We start from the raw sequence: 18,413 nt of genomic DNA, 5'->3' as shown, positions 1-18,413 counted from the left end.
CACTTACATAATGACTAAAGCCGGCCTTTAAACAAGAGGCAAGAAAATTAAAACTTATAAGCGACACTGACTCGAACATCTCTACCAGCAGCTGCAATACCATCGCTCATATAGGGTTTGTAGTACTGATTAGTAATATTCTTTACAGTTAAATACGCTTCCCAGTTATTGAGTGCTCCAGACTCGCCAGTGAAAGCAATATAGAAATCTTGAATAAAGTAGGCATCGGTTGCCTGATCTGTTCTAAAACTGCTGGCAACAGGCATATGCTCTTCAGATTTACTGTCATACCATTTTCCGCGCCAAGCAACCATTAAGTCATTAGTGAGGTAATAACCTAATTTTAGCCCTATGTTAGTCGGAGCTAAGTCTGCAAGATATTCATCTTCACCGCTAGAGTCTTTTAAGCTGCCACTATGTTTGCCTGTAATATAAGAGGCATCTAAATCTGCAAACAAATCATGATAACGATAATTTAAGATTAGATCGGCTCCTTTATTATAGTACCCATCGAGATTGGTGTTATATCCTTGTGCTTGCTCCACAGAATTAACTCCAGATCGTTTTGCGACATCATTCTCACCTTTGTGATAGTACAAGGTGACTTGGGTAGAGAGCACGTCATCATTGGTAAATATGTCGTTATTGACTTGAGTGAGCCCGAGTTTATAAGCATGTAGGCGTTCTAATTCAAGATCTCGGCTAGACGTGATGGCTTTACTCGCCTTTGCGTATTGTACTGTGTAAATATCATCAATAACTGGCGCCTGAAGTGTATAGGCGTAGTCGAAACTAAATTGTGTCTCATCACTTAATTGATAGTTGATACCTAGTCGCGGGGAAAGGCCTGAATGTGACACCGCACTATAGTCGTGCCCAGCCGCGAAATCATTATAGTCTGATGCCAAATTACCTTTACCTTCACTACGTATATGGTCGTATCTAAGAGAGGGTTTAACTAATAGATCATCCGTTATTTGATAATTAAACTCCGCATACACGCTTGATGTTTGCTGTTTTCCGCTAGGTTGATAATAAGGCGTATACAAACCAAAGTTTTTGGCTTCTTTTTTTTCGTATGTCTTGTTATAGACTAAAGAATCACGGTCGGAGCTTAAATACTGAAGTCCAACTAATAGGCTGCTATCCCCAAACCAGCTGGTATTATTAATATCAACGAATGAACGTTTGTAATCAAGCCACGACTCATGTCCAAAGTTGCCTACAGAAACATACATTTTCTCCCATGCGATATCTGGGCGTACCCAGTGGCGCTGATTATCACTGGTTGATATGACCAGTTGAGTGTCAATCCAATCGTTACTCGGTGTGTAGCGATAATTTAATGCATAATTAGTATCTTGATAGGTATTATGGGCCGTTGTTGCGTAAAGAGCTGTTTCGTAATCCCCATATTTTTTAATGTTGTAATCGCTAATTGTTGGCATTTGACCGCGACGGTTAGCCCATGGCTTTTGACCTTCGTCTTTATAATCAGTCATAGATAAAGACATTAAATGCGCGCCATAATCAAAATCAATTTTAGCTAGTAAGCTGTTTTGTTGGTATCCGGAGTAACGGAGCTTAGCTTCATTGCCGCTATCAAATTCAACAGGTTCACCCTCATCGGCAATATTGTCACCCCAAATACCATTACCTAAAGTTGTGTCATTTGCATCTCTATAGGTGTAGTTTACGATGGCTGAAAGGTGTCGATTTAATTGACCATATAAACTGATCAAGCTGCGCTTTTCGTCGTCATTATCGCTATATCCGGCTTTAAGTCGTGCGCCGAAATGCTCGCCGGGTTTTAAAAAGTCTTCAGCACTTTTGCTGGTTACATACATTGAGCCACCAAATCCACCATTCCCAGATCGAACATCGTGAGCGCCTTTAATTACCTGAACTTGTTTAATTAAGTCAGGATCGATAAAGAATGAGCCATAGCGATACTGCTCAAAGCCTAATGGAGCATTATCTAAATACAAATTAAGATCTTCTTCATCACCAAAGCCCCAGACGTTAATTCGTTCACCACCAACACGTGTACCACCATCTATATTTATACCTGGAAGTTCATCAACGAGTTCGGCAAACTGGGTTGATTGCTGTTCTTCAATCTCCTTCATGGTGATAATCGCAGTGCCGGGTGGTGTCAATTTAAGTTGTCGCGGGTAGGCTCTGCCTGTTACTTCGATGACTTCTATCGCATCAACTTTTGGCGCACCGAGTACTTTATTTGCCGCATTTACCCTGGTGTTTTTGTCAGGTTTTTGTGGCTCTAACGGCTCAGTAGTGGTTTGTGCATAGACATGGGATTGAATTGACAATGTAAGAAATGATAATGAAAACAGTTTAATAGTACGTGATAACACCGGAGTATTCTCATTGATAAGAAAAGATGGCGGCGAGTATAAATGAAAAATAACTAGATGATAATGATTATCATCTACAATTTACATATGAAGAGCTTATGTTACAAATGTCGCAATATGGCCTAGTCATCAGTGTTAAAGAGAAGGTTACGCTAATGCGAAGTTAACTTGATAAAATGCAGTACTCAATCGAGAAAGTCCTAATTATGGGATTAAGGAGCTGGGAAACACTTTATAGCCAGCTCCTTTTTACCCGCTAGCCTTAAAAACGTCTGACAAACGATTCGATATAAGCTGGGGTACGGGCATTTAAAATAGGATCTGCCGAAGGCGTAATACCATTGGGTAGCAATAAAGGATTAAAAATACTTTTATCACATTGTTGTACGCTCGTTTCTGCGTCACGTTCGCCATTAATAATTACTTGGCCAACTAATACTCTTTGTCGAGATTCTGGCCATACTATGGTTGGATCATTTATTTTGTCAGTATCTTTTGCCAACTTGATATATAGATCCCAAATAGCTGGTGTGTTGTCTATTCGGTTAAGTAATTCGTTTTGCAAAAAATCATCAGTTTTTTCGTCAAGTTGTGGTTTTGATAACGGAGCAGAACCGGCGACTGGCTCGAATATCCAGCGTCCTGCTACTTGGGCGTTGTCCGGTGTATTGAATAAGAAACTATTCACGCCAAAGTATCGGCTATTTGCATAGCTGGCGCTTGGTGAACGTTGGCTTACATATTCGAAAAACGTTTTGGCATCGGGTTTATTATCAATAAGCCACTGCTTGCCTTGTGCTCCTTGTTTAACTTTGGTTTGAAATATAAAGAAGTCTTCCAAGTTTTTAGCAAAAAACACTTGTGCGTTAGATGTGACAAAGTTAAGGCTTTCTTGGTCGCCATCGATTTTTAGGGACATAAAACGTCCTGAACCTTTGTCCGATGCATGAGGATTGGTGCCCCCGAGTGAGAACCGGGCCGTGACGTTTATTTGTTGTTGGTCTAAAAATGGAATGTTGAATTGATTTTTAATATCGGCTGCGGGGGTAAACGTTCCTGAAGTGCAGAAACCTTTAGCGTGATTGCGTAGTTTTACTTTTTTACCTGCTTCACGACTCGCTGAATCGAGAGTGCCATTAACCGCATCGACTAATTCTGGGATAGACTTTTCTGCGGCAAAAGTTGAAATAGGAATTAGTGCTAGGCTTGAATAAATAATGGCTTGTATTAATTGATTTATTTTTGTTAGACGTTTATTTGTGAACTGCATAATGTGAACTCTTAAGTTGATTTACCATAATAGAGAACGGTAATAATAAAAATATCTTTCAATGCCTGAGCATTTTATTTGCATATGATTGTCATGGTTCGAAAGTCATTATTCCGAGATATTGACTAAGCGAACACAGAGAAGCGAGATCCTCTTTGCGCTGTAAGAGGCTAATAAAAAAAATTTGTAGTTTAACGCTTGAAAGTCGTGCATTTAGAAGCGGTGTTATGTGCTTGCTATCTCAGCACTATAATGGCGTGTTGATAATTTAAGCTGGCACAGACTTATTTGCGGGTTTTTATCTGGTGCATTTGTTAGAATCCCCCATTATTTTTTGGCAGTAATAATAGCTGCCACACTCTGTGGATGTTTTGACCCGATTTTTGTTGTTCAGTTATTAATGTTTACATTCAAACAGAGTATTTTGGTTTTACTATTTAAAGGCAGGTTATGACCGTTCTTCTAATGACTCCACCTATGACCCAGCTGAATACGCCTTATCCGGCTACAGCCTATTTGACTGGTTTTTTACGCTCTCGAGGTTATGAGGCGGTGCAGCGAGATCCTGCTATTGAGCTTTTTCTTGAAATGATGACAGCGCCTGCGCTTGAGGTGATTCGCCAGCATGTAGAGCAAAATTTCGAGCAGTTTGAAGATGATGAATTACCTGAAGTCATCTTTAACTTTTTGGCTGAGTTTGACCGCTACCATTTAACAGTAGAGCCTGCTATTCGCTTTTTGCAGGGTAAAGATCCCAGTCTGGCTATGCGGATTAACTCTCGCCGATTTTTACCCGAAGGTCCAGCGTTTGACACCATAGCTCAAATGGAAGCCGTGTCGGGCGATGTTTTGCAAGCTGCGTTTGGTAATCTGGGGGTACAAGATAAAGCCAAATATCTTGCTACTCTATTTATTAATGATTTATCTAACGTGATCACACAAGGTGTTGACCCGTATTTTGAAGTGAGTCGCTATGGTGAGCAACTTGCCGCGGCCAACCCAAGCTTTGATAACCTCTACAACACTTTAATGGATGAGCCTAGCTTTAGTTCAGAAATTTTGGAGCAGTTGGTTGAACAATATTTAGAAGAAACGCAACCAAGCGTGGTGGCGTTAACAGTACCTTTTCCTGGCAACATGTTAGGTGCGTTACGTATTGCACAAACGTGCAAGGCGATTAACCCAGAACTCCCAATTGTAATGGGGGGCGGCTTTATAAATACAGAGCTGCGTGCTTTAAAAGATCCTCGGGTCTTTGAATTTGTCGATTTTATCTGTCTTGACGACGGTGAGCGTCCATTTATTACGCTTCTTGAATATTTTCAGGGACAGCGTGAAGTTGACGATTTAGTTCGAACTTATTTCCTCGCTGAAGACGAAAACGGTGAGGCATATGTTCATTTTAATGAAAACGCGGAACTCCATGATATTCCACAAACTGATGTTGGCGCACCAGTCTATGATGGTTTGCCGCTGGATGAGTATTTGTCTTTATGTGAAATGCTAAATCCAATGCACCGTATTTGGAGCGATGGACGCTGGAACAAACTGACGATTGCTCATGGTTGTTATTGGCGTAAATGTAGTTTTTGCGACGTAAGCTTAGACTATATTGACCGATTCGATGCGGCTAGCGCCGATGTGTTGGTGGATCGAATTGAACAGCTTATCGAAGAAACCGGTGAAACAGGTTTCCACTTTGTTGATGAAGCTCTACCGCCAAAGCTGTTGTTTACATTAGCTAAGCGACTAATCGAACGTGGTGTTGTGATCAGCTGGTGGGGCAATATACGCTTTGAAAGAACCTTTAGTGAGGCACGTTGCCAATTACTGGCTGACTCAGGTTGTATCGCAGTCAGTGGCGGTCTTGAGGTCGCATCAGATCGTTTGTTGAAGCTAATGAAAAAAGGTGTAAGTGTTGAGCGTGTTGCCCAAGTAACCAAAGCGTTCAGTGATGCGGGGATCTTAGTCCACGCTTACTTGATGTATGGCTTCCCAACACAAACTGAGCAGGAAACCGTGGATTCACTTGAAATGGTACGTCAGATGATGAGCCAAGGTTGTTTCCAGTCGGCTTATTGGCACCGATTCGTAGCTACGATTCATAGCCCTATTGGCATTAATCCTGAGCAGTTTGGTATTACGCTTAGCGAACGACCAGAGATTTTATTTGCAGAAAATGATGTCGACTTTACCGATCCAACCGGTACTGATCATGAAATGCTGGGTGAAGGTTTGCGCAAGGCTATATATAACTATATGCATGGGATAGGTTTTGACCAGCCGATGAGTTTTTGGTTTAACCAGAAAGTGGTTAAAACACAGATGAAAAAAGATTTGATCTCAAAAGCGATTAACAATTTGATTGTCAGTGCTGAAGATTAAACTGATGTGCAATAGATTAATGATTAAAAACTGACGTTAAAAAGCCACTTTCAGCTAAGAAAGTGGCTTTTAGTTATCTATCATCAAATTGTGTGGTTAATTATAAGCTTCTAAACATTCAACAATTAAATCAACGAAGCCTTGTCTATCAAGTTTACACAGCACTTGAGTGTTATGCGGATTGTTGGTGAGTTGATAACGGTCAACAACGGTCATACCTTGGGTGTATTCACCTTTAGTTTCAACACCAACCCAGCAATCGTATGAGGTAAATAACTCTGGCTTTAATAACCATGCGATAGTACATGGATCATGCAAGGGCGCGCCGTCAAAACCCCACTTTGGATCTCTATGATAAATCATAAAGAAATCGAGTAGCTCGGCGACGCACTTAGCGACAGGGTTTGGAATAACACGAATACGCTCAATGTCTTCATCCATGATTTGCGCTTGGTGAGTGATATCAAGGCCGCACATGGTTATAGGCACCCCTGATTTAAATACCATATCAGCGGCTTCTGGGTCGACAAAGATATTAAACTCAGCTGCAGGTGTCCAGTTGCCAGCTTCCGCGGCACCGCCCATTAATACAATGCGCTCAATTTTACTGTGCAGTTCAGGGTAGGTCGATAAAAATAGAGCAATATTGGTTAGCGGGCCTGACGGCACAAGCGTCACAGGCTCATGACTCTCACGTACTTTTTGAGCCATGAGCTCGATACCTGAAATCGCTAATGGTTCAAATGCTGGATCGGGTAGTTGGGGGCCGTCTAAGCCACTCTCGCCGTGAACATTGTCGGCAATGATCAGTTCGCGTGCTAATGGCTTAGGCGCACCAGCAGCAACAGGGATATCGTGACGCTCGAGTAGAGTCAGGATCCGCAGTGCATTATTTAAGGTCTTGTCAGGGGTTTGATTGCCCGCGCTGGTGGTTACTGCTAGTGGCTTTAGTGTTTGGCTGCTCATGGCTAAAATCAGTGAAATAGCATCGTCATGACCTGGATCACAATCTAGAATAATTGGTTTTGCTTTTTTTGTCATTGTTGTAGGGTTCATTACTTCTCCGCATCGTCGCGTTTTATTAGATTGTTGAATATCCTAGGTTTTAAATCTAAATAAAACTGTGACTGAGTAATAGTTTTAACGATTGAGATAATTGTTTACATAAGATTACTGCTGAATAAAAAGGCCCGAACGCTATTGTAAGGGCCCAATTTATATTCATTGAATGGCGTTAAGCTCTGGCAAGGTTAGGTGGCTTAGTAACCAGCTGTTTCACTACCTGCGCGGCGTGGATCGCTTGCTCCGAAAATACCTTGATCGGTAACCATAATCGATTGAGTAGAGCCAATAGCATTACTCACTTTTATCGTATGACCTTTTGCTTCCAATAAACTAAGCGTGTCTCGATTTAATGTATGTTCAACCCGTAATGTATCGGGCAACCATTGATGGTGCACTCTTGCTGCATTCGTGGCTTCGGCGATATTAAAGTCATGATCAATTACATTCATGATGATCTGCATGGTGGTAGTAATAATACGTGAGCCTCCTGGGCTTCCGGTAACTATGTAGGGTTTGCCTTCTTTCATTACAATGGTTGGGCTCATAGAGCTTAATGGTCGCTTATTGGCTTCGACTGCATTAGCTTCTCCACCAATTAATCCAAAGCCATTTGGCGTGCCGGCTTTGGCTGAGAAATCATCCATTTCATTATTGAGTAAAATTCCGGTGCCTTTTGCCACTAAACCTGAACCATAACTGAAGTTAAGCGTGTAAGTATTTGAAACTGCGTTGCCCCATTTATCAACAACTGAATAATGGGTAGTTTGATTACTTTCATAAGGAGCAAGTTTTCCAGGCTTTATCTCGTTACTTGGGGTGGCTTTATTTAGTGATATTTGTTTGGCGAGTTGCTTTGCATAATCTTTGCTGAGAAGCGCATTTACCGGGACGTTGAAAAAGTCAGGGTCGCCAAGGTATTCACTGCGATCAGCATAAGCACGCTTCATTGATTCAGTCATTAAATGCAAGGTTGCTGCTGTGTTATGCCCAAGTTCATTAACAGGGTAGTTTTCGAGCATATTAAGCATTTCGATAATGTGAATACCACCAGACGATGGCGGCGGCATTGAGACCACTTGATAACCACGGTACTCACCAGTGACTGGCTTTCGCTCAACGACCTTATAGTTTTTTAAGTCATTTAAGGTCATGATCCCGCCCGCAGTTTGCACGGCGTTAACTAACTTCTTGGCGGTTTCACCTTGATAAAATCCTTTGCTACCAGATTTAGCGATAAGTGACAAAGAGTGGGCCAGTTCCGGCTGCTTTAAAATTTCGCCTATTTGGTAATCTGAGCCATCGGCTTTGTAAAAAATTTCAGCTGAACTTGGCCATTGGGCAATTCGGCGTTTAAGCCCGGATAGTGATGATTGCAGATCGGGTGTCACTGCTATGCCATTTTTAGCCATGTTAATCGCTGCAGTTGTTACTTGCTGCATGGTCATGGTGCCGTACTTTTCGAGCGCTAGCTCCATACCCATTACAGTCCCGGGTACTCCTACAGCCAGGCCGTGTTCACGGCTGAGCTTTTTGACGGGGTTGCCGTCGGTATCAAGAAAAATATTTTTGTGAGCTGAGCTTGGCGCCATTTCACGATAATCGATGGCAATGGTTTTATTAGGTTTTGCAAGGTGAACCAGCATAAAGCCGCCCCCGCCAATATTGCCAGCTCTTGGCAGGGTTACCGTTAAGCTAAAGCCAACAGCTACAGCAGCATCAACTGCATTTCCCCCTTGCTTTAAAATCTCGACTCCAGCCTGAGTCGCTAAAGCCTCTTGACTAGATACCATGCCATGTTTTGCCCAAATGGGCTGCGCTGTAGCCCTGTGGCTATAAATAGAGGCTTCTTTTGCTTGGGCGGGTAATGGAGAAATTGCAGTAATGGCTAGCGTGGTTAATGGAATTGCCATTGAAATGGCGAAGGCTAATACCTTAAATGACTGAGTGCTTAGCGAGCGGGGGATATGAGGTCTTGAACAATGAAGTTTAAGCTTGAGAGTCTTAAGGGCGCGCATGTTAAATCCTTGCAATGGTATCAGGCTAAAATGTGGCAATACTATGATCTGCTAATACTAAAACCGATTAGCATTATTGTTATCATCTGCAGTAAATAGTTATAGTGTTGTGATTACTCTGCAGATAAACGCAATGTGACGTTTATTGTCGGTAAATGCAAGCTTAGCTAAGCTCAATCAAATACCGAAACAACTATGCATTATTGTCAGGTCACAGCATACAGTTAGAAAAGCTAATATAACCAATTGTTTGCCATTAAAGATTAACAGCAAGTTTCAAGGAGAGGTCATTGACGATGGGGGAGTTCGGTGCAAGCAAACAGTGATTTGAATAGCCTAGATTATGAAGTTGAACTGGTTGACGCTATTGCTAAGATCCCAGCGAAAAGCTGGAATCGTTTAATGGCTGATGACAACCCATTTAATCAACATGAGTATTTAGCAGCGCTTGAATCTAGTGAGTGTGTTTGTACTAAAACGGGCTGGACGCCACTGCACTTATTGATAAAGGAGGTTAATACTCACTGTGCTAAAGACACCATCGTTGCTGTTATGCCGCTGTATATTAAGGCTCACTCCTATGGCGAGTACGTATTTGACTGGGCTTGGGCGGATGCTTTTGAGCGTCATCAGCTAGCGTATTATCCCAAGCTTCTATCAGCAGTTCCCTTCACGCCAACAACAGGAAAGCGTTTAGGGATTGATAAAACGAAAACGCAGTCAGAGCAGCATATTATTTGGCAATTAGTGGCTAATACTCTCACACAATGTTTATCCGAGTATGATTTTTCAAGCTGGCACTGTTTGTTTTTACCCAAAGCACAATTTGAACAACTCTCTCAAACCAATAGCTTGCAACGGTTGAGCACGCAGTTTCACTGGTTTAACCGTGATTACACCGACTTTGATAATTTTTTAGCAACGTTAAGCTCCAGAAAGCGTAAAGATATTAAAAAAGAGCGTGCAAAAGCCAGTCGCGCAAACTTGAGCTTTGAATTTATAGAAGGGCCAGATATTACCACCGAGTTATGGCAGCTTTTTTACGCTTGTTATCAGCAAACTTATGCTAAACGTTCAGGGCATTATGGGTACCTTAATTTGGTTTTTTTTGAAACTTTAGGCACCACATTAAACGATGCGGTGATCTTACTTGTGGTGCGGGATAACGAGCAGCGAATCGTTGCGTCAGCTTTATACTTTAAGTCTGCAACACATCTGTATGGCCGCTATTGGGGGGCATTGGTTGACATTGACGGATTACATTTTGAGGCTTGTTACTATCAAGGTATTGAGTATTGTATCGACAATAGTTTGCAAGTATTTGATGCTGGCGCTCAAGGCGAACATAAGGTGCCCAGAGGGTTTGAGCCTATTGCGACTTACTCAAACCATGAGATAGCGCATCAGGAATTTAGACAAGCGATCCATAGCTTTACTTTGCAAGAAGCTGAAAACATCAAAATCTATATGCAACAGCTTAAGCAGAAGCTACCTTATAAATCCCTCGACTAGACGGCAAGGGATTATAACAATAGCTAGTTAGGTAAATAGATTAGGGCTTGTGCCTCTAATAGCCATGAGCTCGGGTGCCCAGTTGCTGCTGAATTGATGCAGACAGCTTGTAGATCCATTTATTATAATTACGGTGAATTTTTCCATTGTCGTAATCTAAATTGGTGCTGGATACATAGTTAATATTATAAAACTTATCATCATAAGTTATTTGTACATGAGCTTTGTGAGAGCGCACTGTAATATAAGCATCAATTGTATTACTGCTTGCTACGATAGGCGTCCAGCCCTTGGCTTTACAACCCTGAATAATCGCTTGTTCAATGCTTTGTGCGCTATTGGTAGGGATAGGTTCATTATTTAATTCTACAATCGGTGTTGATGTACAACCCGATAGATATAAGCCTGCAACCAAGAGTAACACCAGTTTGATAGACTTCATTGAATACACCTTATTATTGATGAGTTAGAACAGATTAGCCGCTATGACTGCAATATGCAGTTATACGGCTGCAAGCCAAATCCCGACAAATATCATTAAGCTACCAGCAATACGGTTCATCCATTTGATGTTATCGCCACGGCTTAAAAATATCCGCAAACTTTTGCCACCCGCAGCATACGCCATCATGCTCACTAATTCAGTAAATAAAATAATGCTCACAAGTGCCATAAGCTGCGGCGCCACTTCGCGCTCTACATTAATAAAAGGTGGTAGCAGTGACACCATAAACGCCCAGCCCTTGGGGTTAGCAATTGCAGTAAAAAAGCCTTGTGAAATAAGTTCTAAGTTACCAACACTCGGTGTTTGCTGGCCTTCAATGATGGCCATCTTGCCTTTTGAACGCCACATGTTGACGCCAATATAAACTAAATACATTCCGCCTACCCATTTCAAAATAGAGAAAATGTCAGGGTAGTTGAGCATAACACTGGCTACGCCCATTACAGCGGCCACAGCGACTAAGGCAACTCCAACAAGCTCACCAACCATCATCCAAAGGGTACGGCGAAAGCCAATGCTCATACCCAATGTCATGGCGAGGGTCATACACATTCCAGGTGTGATAGAGACGAAAAAAAATGTCGGTAAAAAAACGGCTAATAAGGTTAAATCAGGCATGGTGAGATCAGTGCTTTTGGATGATAATGGGCTAAAAGAGCTTAGCCTTTGAAAGGCCACAGTGTAGAGAAAAACACAGGTTGAGGATAGGTCAGTAAACATAAAAACCCGCTTTTAAGCGGGTTTTTATGTTAGAAAAGCGGTTTTAGCTAGCTCGTATTAGCTATGAGTGAGTTTACAGCACACCACGGCGCTGTTGATCGCGCTCAATTGATTCAAATAACGCGGTAAAATTACCTTCACCAAAACCTAAATTATTTTTACGTTGAATGATCTCAATGAAAATTGGACCAAATAGATTTTTAGTGAAAATTTGCAGTAAGTAACCGTCTTCATCACCATCAACCAAAATTTGGTGATGCTTGATACGCTCACGGTCTTCGGTCACTTGTGGTAGCTTTTCAAAGATGGTGTCGTAATATTCTGGAATGATATCCAAGGTTTGAATAGACGAGCCTTCCATTGCATCGAGTGAGCCCACGATATCACGGCTTCTGAACGCTAAGTGCTGTACACCAGGGCCATCATATTCACGTAAATACTCATCAATTTGGTTTTTATCGTTGCCTTTACCTTCGTTAATCGGGATACAGAAACTACCATCTGGTGAACGCAGCGCATAAGAGATAAGAGCTGTTTGTGAGCCTTTAATGTCAAAGTAGCGTACTTCAGTAAAACCGAAAATGTCTTTGTAGAAGTTTGACCAGTATTCCATCGTGCCCTTGTAGACATTATTGGTTAAATGGTCGACTTCCATAAAGCCTTTCTCTTTAGTGATGATCTGCTCTTGTAGATCTTCAAAGTCTTTAGCATAGATATTGTCGGTTTCACCGAAGGTATCAATAAAGTAAATGAGGCTATCGCCAATACCATAAATTGCTGGGTATGGCATATCTTTAGCTGCATCATCTGCAGGTTTTGCACCGCGGGCAACAGCGCCTTCAAATGCAAACTGTGCGTCTTCAACGCGCCAACCCATAGAGCAAATTGCCGGGCCATGGCTTTTAGCAAACTCTGCTGAGAATCCCTTACGCTCAGTATTAAGCAAGAAGTTAATATCGTTTTGTTTGTAGTACAAAATCTCTTTAGACTTTGATTTTTTTAGCAATGAAAAACCGAAATCGATAAATACTTGGTGCATAAAATCTTGTTCAGGCGTTGCAAACTCAGTGAATTCAATACCGAGTAAGCCTAGTGGGTTTTGTTCGCTTGCCATTGTTATTTCCTCTGTCAATTTGTTACTACAGACCAGCCACTCTTTGGTGACCTAATGCTTGTATTAAAATGGGTAAAACCGTTTAGTTTTCAATCCAAGAACGGTTGTAGTCGATACTCATGCAATGCTTTACATGTTCAGTGAGTTGCAGTGGTGCGAAGGTATCAACCATCACTGCATATTCATAAGTTTCAGTTTTGCCTATAGACGCTTCAGTGCGACCAGGTTGCGGTCCGTGTGGCACACCTTTTTGATGTAATGTCATATAGCCAGCTTCAATACCTGTGCGACTCATAAAGTCGCCATCGACGTAATAAAGCACTTCGTCGCTGTCGATGTTGTTATGGTAATAAGGTGCGGGGATTGACTGTGGGTGGAAGTCGTAGGGGCGAGGTACGAAGTTACAAATAACAAAGTTATGTGCTGTAAATACTAAGTGATCTGATGGCGGTAAATGAATTTTCCCCACCTTAGGCGCATATTCTTGAATATTGAATGCCCATGGATATACACAGCCATCCCATCCGACTAGATCAAATGGGTGCCACTCTAGTGAAGTTTGTTGGTATTTATCGCCAAATTTGCAAACTAATGGAAACTCGCCTTGCTCTACAATGGCATCTTCTAATACGGGCGTGCGGATATCGCGTTCGCAATAGGGAGCTGACTCAAGCATTTGGCCATATTCGTTTCGGAAATGCTTTGGTACTTCGACCATGCTTGATGATTCAACCACAAACAGGCGTACGTTTGCGTAATCATCAAACTTTAATTGATAAATGGTGCCACGGGGAATAATAAGGTAATCCCACTTCTTTACAGCAAGGGCGCCGTATTCACTATAAAGTGTACCTTGACCTTCATGAACAAAAATGACTTCATCTGCGTAGGCGTTACGGTAGAATTCGTTAGTGTCTTCAGTCACATTCGCTGTGTACATGGCCACATCGTTATTAAAGAAAATTTTATTACGGCTATTGAAGAAGTTACCTTTACAATCGGCTTTCTTAGTATCGAGCTTATAGTTTTGTACCAACGAGTCTTGCCATACTTCTCCATGAGAGAGACTATAAGGACTCACTGATAGTGCCTTTGTCGGCATATTATGGTGATACTTATTTGAATAAATATTTGAAAATCCATGAGTTGAAAACAACTCTTCACGATACAGTTCACCATTGTCTTTTTTAAATGTGATATGTCGCTTTGTCGGAATATTTCCTTGCTTCACATAAAATGGCATATTCGCTTTCCTTCGTTGTACTCGGGTACGTATTTCAGTGTAAATGTGATCTATCTTCAATTTAGTTGCTTAAACAAACAAAAAAAAGAATAATAATTGCTATGACATCATCTAAAAAATAGATGGTAATTTCAGCTTTACGCTAGGGAAGCATTATGCGGATTGATGTTGATGCATTTAAAGTATTGCAGATATTAGTGGAAGAGGGCAGCTTTGCTAAGGCTGCGGAGCGTTTACATAAGGCGCAGTCCGCGGTGAGCTATCAAGTGAAAAAGCTCGAGCAGCACCTTGGTGTAAACCTTTTTTGTCGCGACCAATATCGTGCGGAGTTAACTCCTGAGGGGAAAGTTATTCTGGCGGAAGGTCAAAGGTTACTGCAATACCTTGCTAACATTGAACATTTAGCCAGCAAGTTTAGTGAAGGCTGGGAACCAAAGTTAGAGTTGGTGATTGATGATGCTTTGCCGATGAAGCCTATTATGCGCGCGCTAAAACGTCTGACCGAGCTACAAATTCCGACTAAAGTGCAGCTTAACATGGAGTTTCTAGGTGGCGTCCAAGAAAGATTTGAACGCGATAGTGCAGACTTAATGCTAGTAAAGGATTATCGCACAGGTCCAAGTTATCGACCTCAGGCATTACCAGAGATTACTAGTGTTTTAGTGGTCGCTGCAGATCACCCGTTAGCGACAGAGAAGCAATTGAGCCTATTTGAGTTGCAGCGGCATGTAGAATTGACGATTGAAGATTCATCAATCAATAAGCATTACCGAGATGAAATGCAGTTTGGTGGAGATAAGGTATTTTATCTGTCAGGCTTTGTAATGAAAAAAAATGCGCTATTAATGGGGCTGGGGTTTGGCTGGATGCCCGACTTTTTAATTGAAGCTGAACTAAAAAGCGGTGAACTTGTTGAAGTCGACTTTATGGGAGGTAATCGTTATAGCTTTACTCCACAGTTAGTTTCAACCATGGAAAGACCGCTTGGGCGTGCAGGTCGTTTGTTTACCGATCTTATCATGGAAGAGTTTAACGCAGAGTTGAACTCTACAATGGATACTAGATAGTTAACCGCTATATGTTACTCGCAAATTGATATAGGTAACGAGAACCCATATTTAACACGCCAATATCTCCAATGAAGCGGCTGCTAACTAATATCTGTTACCTGTGATCAAGCTAGGTACGGGATCTTATAGCTGTTTTTTGATACTAAACTGCGAGGCTAATTATCCTTAACTAAGATATTGATGATCTCTCGTGTTTTGTGATTGATTTTAATCGGAGTATTATCGATATCAATGACGATATTGCCATTCTTATCTATTGGCGAGTTAATTTTTCCTCGAGAGTAAAGCTCATCACTTAGCCTATCTCCTCGTTTTAGTTTCTTTTGCCAGCCAGGTGGTAAGGGCTCTCCATGAGCTGCTTTTCTTTGTAAGCCGTAAGGTAGTTCTTTGGCTGGTTTGCCTTGGCCTTTATCATGTTTATCATTTTTTGCGTATGCACCAATGGCTAAAAAACTACTGCTAAGCAATGATACAAAGAATATTCGTGTTAAATAAGTCTGTCTCATAACGTTAACTTTTAAGAATGAACCTTGTGACAAGTATAGGGCATATTTTTTGTCCACAGCCTCAGGTTCTGTCTTTGTAAAGTTGGTGTCACCGTGAGAGCATCATACTCGTGGCAAGAAGAGATAATGGACATTAGTGGCTTTGATCTGTGAGTACATATCGCATTTTGCAAACCTAGATGCAAAGCACATTGTTATTTGATGCCTCAATCTCGGTGAGTTTTTATTAAATATTGCATTTTGTAGGTAAAAATCATTTTGGTACATACGGTCATAACAGTCTTACTCTGGAGGTTAACGTATTTAATTTTTTTTATTACAGTGATTTATAACAGAAGCGAACGTTAAGTTTGTGTTCAGCTTGTCTCCATTAGACTAGCTCCATTAATAATTGGTACGTGCAATGCATAGCAAGCATGTATACGACTAGTGAGTTAATCACAAGTGCATGTCGGTACTGATTTGAATGGAGACTTACAATGAACAAGAATACTTCAAAAGGTTACACGCCAAATTTGTACGCTAAATATGCCAGTGATCTGAAACTCGATAACCAAAATGTATCGGATATGCGCCTACAAGAGTTTGTCACTGACTTAGATCGTTGCGGTATGCTTCTTGATGAGTTCGAATGGGATGAATGGTATCAAAATAGCCATATGGTTGATCGCCCTGAATACATTGGTGATGCGTCTATTTATGAATGTCAGTTGTTATTAACCGCCATGTCTCGAATTGACCGTTTTAGCCCCGGTATACTAAGTAATATGCGCCGGCAAGGTGTGCTTCTTGCAATTATTGAACGTTTTCAAATATTGCATTATAAACAAGTTGGTTAAAGGCTCTGTTATTGGATCTTAGCTTAATGGCTTATGTACTATCGCTAATATTGCCACTGAAGGTATTAAGGCTTATTTGGCTTTATTGACTAATTTTAAAGCGTTTACAAATTCAGCCGTAGCAATGATGTTTATAGGGCTGCTAGTTAGCAGCGAACAATGTATAGAAATAAAAAGAGCTGCAAATATGCAGCTCTTTTTATTTTTCAATACAAATCGATCAATCTGCGAAAGGTACTGGGCGAGGTGTGTTTTTATTAGATGGTGGCAAAATTGGTAACACAATTTGTGGTTGCTCACCTGTCAAAGAGTTTAAGAATGCGACCATCTCTTTAACTTCTTTGTTTGAAAGCTTTTGACCCAATTGAATATCAGCCATGGTATTTACCGCTTCTTCTAAATCCCACACGCTACCATCATGGAAGTACGGGTAGGTCAGTTCGATATTACGCAATGTTGGCACTTTAAAGACAAACTTGTCGGCTTCTTTGCCTGTTACGCCTTTTCTGCCTTCCGCTGGGTTGTTGGTGTGGAATGGTTTGACTAGGCCCATCTTCATGTACATGGTGCCACCAACAGCAGGACCGTTATGGCAGCTCACACAACCTTTATCCTTAAATAATTGGTAGCCAGCTTTCGCTTGTTCGGTAATAGCCGCTTTGTCGCCTTGAAGGTATAAGTCAAAAGGTGCGTTAGGGGTTACCAAGGTCTTTTCGAACTCAGCAATAGCATCAGTGATCATATCTATGTTGATCTCTTTTGAGTTATAAACATCGGCAAAACGAGCTTGGTAAGCAGGCATTGAACGTACTGTATCGACAGCAAGATCGTGAGTGAAGCCCATTTCTTTAGGGTTAGCAATAGGTCCAGCGGCTTGTTCTTTTAGATCCTTAGCGCGACCGTCCCAAAATTGTGCTAGACCATATTCAGCGTTTAGCACGGTTGGTGAGTTAATTGGACCTTGTTGCCAGTTATGGCCAATAGAGGTCGGTAGCGCATCAACACCACCAGTTGAAATGTTGTGGCAAGAGTTACATGAAATAAAGCCCGATTTCGACAATCTTGGTTCGAAGAATAGCATCTTACCAAGCTCAACCTTTTCGGGATTAGTGATAACGGCTGCAGGAATGATTTCGATAGGTTCGTTAGACGCGTTAGCACCAATTGATAAAGTAGAAAGCAGAGCAATGGAGATTACATTAAGCTTATTCATAATAGCCTCAACTAAACATTACATTTTATAGGGTTAAATCAATGCAGCAATAATAGAGAGGTTTAGGAATATAAGATAACGCTTTGTTTCGATTAGGACTATCGTGGATTTGGATTAATTAAATGAGAGCTATATCGCAGACTTACTACCTAATGATAGGTAGGGTGGCAGTTAAGTTTGTTAGGCTGGGTGTTGAGCTTTGCACTTTATTGAGGATAACTCTGTAAAGGCGATTCATAGACTCGATATAAGATAAACTTTAAAGACAACTACTTTTTATTTAGTTTGCGCATAAGTATTTTTCGGTCAAGCCAGCGAGCGGTTTTATTCATATGAGCTTGACTTTTCTTTAGCCAATGACGGGCCCAAGTATACTCTAAACTTAACACTGCAAGGCCAATGGGCAGTAGCAACCAAGCCGGGCCAGGAAGAATAATTAATGCGGCGCCTAGTATTGTTAGGCTACCCCCAATTATTGTTATTAGTAGTTTCCGCATATTATTTCCTTTATCTATTTAATTACCCTAGATAAGCAAGGGTTTGAACCCTGTGCAAAAGCCTGTTCGAGAGGCTAATTTCTA

At 41.3% G+C, this 18,413-nt stretch carries 15 protein-coding genes; 4 read left to right on the top strand and 11 right to left on the bottom strand.

Going from position 1 to position 18,413, the window contains the following annotated elements:
• Positions 1–47 precede the first annotated feature (47 nt).
• Both AB4298_RS03635 and AB4298_RS03630 read right to left on the bottom strand, forming a co-directional pair.
• Entirely contained in the window at positions 48–2,375 is a 2,328-nt protein-coding gene (locus AB4298_RS03635) for a TonB-dependent receptor domain-containing protein (protein WP_371985766.1), read from the bottom strand.
• Between the two features lie 262 nt (positions 2,376–2,637).
• Positions 2,638–3,645, bottom strand: coding sequence for a catalase (locus AB4298_RS03630; protein ID WP_371985765.1), 1,008 nt, complete (start codon positions 3,643–3,645; stop codon positions 2,638–2,640).
• A 450-nt stretch (positions 3,646–4,095) separates the two neighbouring features.
• On the opposite strand from AB4298_RS03630, the gene AB4298_RS03625 reads away from it, so the two are divergent.
• Entirely contained in the window at positions 4,096–6,030 is a 1,935-nt protein-coding gene (locus AB4298_RS03625) for a B12-binding domain-containing radical SAM protein (RefSeq protein ID WP_248998427.1), read from the top strand.
• A gap of 96 nt (positions 6,031–6,126) precedes the next feature.
• Here the strand turns inward: AB4298_RS03625 and rihA are convergent, their stop codons facing one another.
• Both rihA and ggt read right to left on the bottom strand, forming a co-directional pair.
• On the bottom strand, positions 6,127–7,086 hold the full coding sequence (rihA, locus tag AB4298_RS03620) for a pyrimidine-specific ribonucleoside hydrolase RihA (protein ID WP_248998428.1): 960 nt from the start codon (positions 7,084–7,086) through the stop codon (positions 6,127–6,129).
• A gap of 203 nt (positions 7,087–7,289) precedes the next feature.
• Positions 7,290–9,005 carry a gamma-glutamyltransferase gene (gene ggt / locus AB4298_RS03615; protein ID WP_371985830.1) on the bottom strand — a complete coding sequence of 572 codons (1,716 nt, stop codon included), beginning with the start codon at positions 9,003–9,005 and terminating at the stop codon, positions 7,290–7,292.
• A gap of 414 nt (positions 9,006–9,419) precedes the next feature.
• Here ggt and AB4298_RS03610 point away from each other — a divergent pair, with 414 nt between their 5' ends.
• Positions 9,420–10,622 carry a GNAT family N-acetyltransferase gene (locus AB4298_RS03610; protein WP_371985764.1) on the top strand — a complete coding sequence of 401 codons (1,203 nt, stop codon included), beginning with the start codon at positions 9,420–9,422 and terminating at the stop codon, positions 10,620–10,622.
• A gap of 55 nt (positions 10,623–10,677) precedes the next feature.
• Here the strand turns inward: AB4298_RS03610 and apeA are convergent, their stop codons facing one another.
• From apeA to AB4298_RS03590, 4 genes are all read right to left on the bottom strand, one after another.
• Positions 10,678–11,064 (bottom strand): ApeA family protein, encoded by a 387-nt coding sequence (apeA, locus tag AB4298_RS03605; RefSeq protein ID WP_371985763.1) that lies wholly within the window; start codon positions 11,062–11,064, stop codon positions 10,678–10,680.
• A 60-nt stretch (positions 11,065–11,124) separates the two neighbouring features.
• Positions 11,125–11,745 carry a LysE family translocator gene (locus AB4298_RS03600; protein ID WP_248998431.1) on the bottom strand — a complete coding sequence of 207 codons (621 nt, stop codon included), beginning with the start codon at positions 11,743–11,745 and terminating at the stop codon, positions 11,125–11,127.
• 175 nt (positions 11,746–11,920) lie between these two features.
• The gene (gene hppD, locus AB4298_RS03595) at positions 11,921–12,961 is read right to left on the bottom strand and encodes a 4-hydroxyphenylpyruvate dioxygenase (RefSeq protein WP_248998432.1); all 1,041 of its coding nucleotides are present in this window, start codon (positions 12,959–12,961) and stop codon (positions 11,921–11,923) included.
• Positions 12,962–13,043: 82 nt separating this feature from the next.
• Positions 13,044–14,204 (bottom strand): homogentisate 1,2-dioxygenase, encoded by a 1,161-nt coding sequence (locus AB4298_RS03590; RefSeq protein ID WP_248998433.1) that lies wholly within the window; start codon positions 14,202–14,204, stop codon positions 13,044–13,046.
• Positions 14,205–14,359: 155 nt separating this feature from the next.
• Here AB4298_RS03590 and AB4298_RS03585 point away from each other — a divergent pair, with 155 nt between their 5' ends.
• Complete coding sequence (locus AB4298_RS03585) at positions 14,360–15,271, top strand: LysR family transcriptional regulator (RefSeq protein ID WP_248998434.1); 912 nt, start codon at positions 14,360–14,362, stop codon at positions 15,269–15,271.
• 158 nt (positions 15,272–15,429) lie between these two features.
• Here the strand turns inward: AB4298_RS03585 and AB4298_RS03580 are convergent, their stop codons facing one another.
• A complete protein-coding gene (locus AB4298_RS03580) occupies positions 15,430–15,837 on the bottom strand; it encodes a hypothetical protein (protein ID WP_371985762.1) in 408 nt (135 codons plus the stop codon).
• Between the two features lie 422 nt (positions 15,838–16,259).
• Here AB4298_RS03580 and AB4298_RS03575 point away from each other — a divergent pair, with 422 nt between their 5' ends.
• The gene (locus tag AB4298_RS03575) at positions 16,260–16,619 is read left to right on the top strand and encodes a DUF6508 domain-containing protein (RefSeq protein WP_248998436.1); all 360 of its coding nucleotides are present in this window, start codon (positions 16,260–16,262) and stop codon (positions 16,617–16,619) included.
• A gap of 220 nt (positions 16,620–16,839) precedes the next feature.
• Here the strand turns inward: AB4298_RS03575 and AB4298_RS03570 are convergent, their stop codons facing one another.
• Both AB4298_RS03570 and AB4298_RS03565 read right to left on the bottom strand, forming a co-directional pair.
• Entirely contained in the window at positions 16,840–17,832 is a 993-nt protein-coding gene (locus tag AB4298_RS03570; RefSeq protein WP_248998437.1) for a cytochrome-c peroxidase, read from the bottom strand.
• A 269-nt stretch (positions 17,833–18,101) separates the two neighbouring features.
• Positions 18,102–18,329, bottom strand: a complete 228-nt coding sequence (locus AB4298_RS03565) for a PGPGW domain-containing protein (protein ID WP_248998438.1) — start codon at positions 18,327–18,329, stop codon at positions 18,102–18,104.
• Between the last annotated feature and the right edge of the window lie 84 nt (positions 18,330–18,413).

Source organism: Shewanella sp. 10N.261.52.F9, assembly GCF_041471165.1.
GTDB classification, from domain to species: Bacteria; Pseudomonadota; Gammaproteobacteria; order Enterobacterales; family Shewanellaceae; genus Shewanella; species Shewanella marinintestina.
Note: the sequence above shows the minus strand (reverse complement) of the source record. Positions and strands in the feature narration are given on the sequence as shown.

Coding starts and splice junctions, on each gene's coding strand:
- rihA (WP_248998428.1), bottom strand. CDS start 7,086: ATGAACCCTACAACAATGACAAAAAAAGCAAAACCAATTATTCTAGAT.
- AB4298_RS03600 (WP_248998431.1), bottom strand. CDS start 11,745: ATGCCTGATTTAACCTTATTAGCCGTTTTTTTACCGACATTTTTTTTC.
- AB4298_RS03590 (WP_248998433.1), bottom strand. CDS start 14,204: ATGCCATTTTATGTGAAGCAAGGAAATATTCCGACAAAGCGACATATC.
- AB4298_RS03625 (WP_248998427.1), top strand. CDS start 4,096: ATGACCGTTCTTCTAATGACTCCACCTATGACCCAGCTGAATACGCCT.
- AB4298_RS03630 (WP_371985765.1), bottom strand. CDS start 3,645: ATGCAGTTCACAAATAAACGTCTAACAAAAATAAATCAATTAATACAA.
- hppD (WP_248998432.1), bottom strand. CDS start 12,961: ATGGCAAGCGAACAAAACCCACTAGGCTTACTCGGTATTGAATTCACT.
- AB4298_RS03575 (WP_248998436.1), top strand. CDS start 16,260: ATGAACAAGAATACTTCAAAAGGTTACACGCCAAATTTGTACGCTAAA.
- apeA (WP_371985763.1), bottom strand. CDS start 11,064: ATGAAGTCTATCAAACTGGTGTTACTCTTGGTTGCAGGCTTATATCTA.
- AB4298_RS03570 (WP_248998437.1), bottom strand. CDS start 17,832: ATGAATAAGCTTAATGTAATCTCCATTGCTCTGCTTTCTACTTTATCA.
- AB4298_RS03585 (WP_248998434.1), top strand. CDS start 14,360: ATGCGGATTGATGTTGATGCATTTAAAGTATTGCAGATATTAGTGGAA.
- ggt (WP_371985830.1), bottom strand. CDS start 9,005: ATGGCAATTCCATTAACCACGCTAGCCATTACTGCAATTTCTCCATTA.
- AB4298_RS03565 (WP_248998438.1), bottom strand. CDS start 18,329: ATGCGGAAACTACTAATAACAATAATTGGGGGTAGCCTAACAATACTA.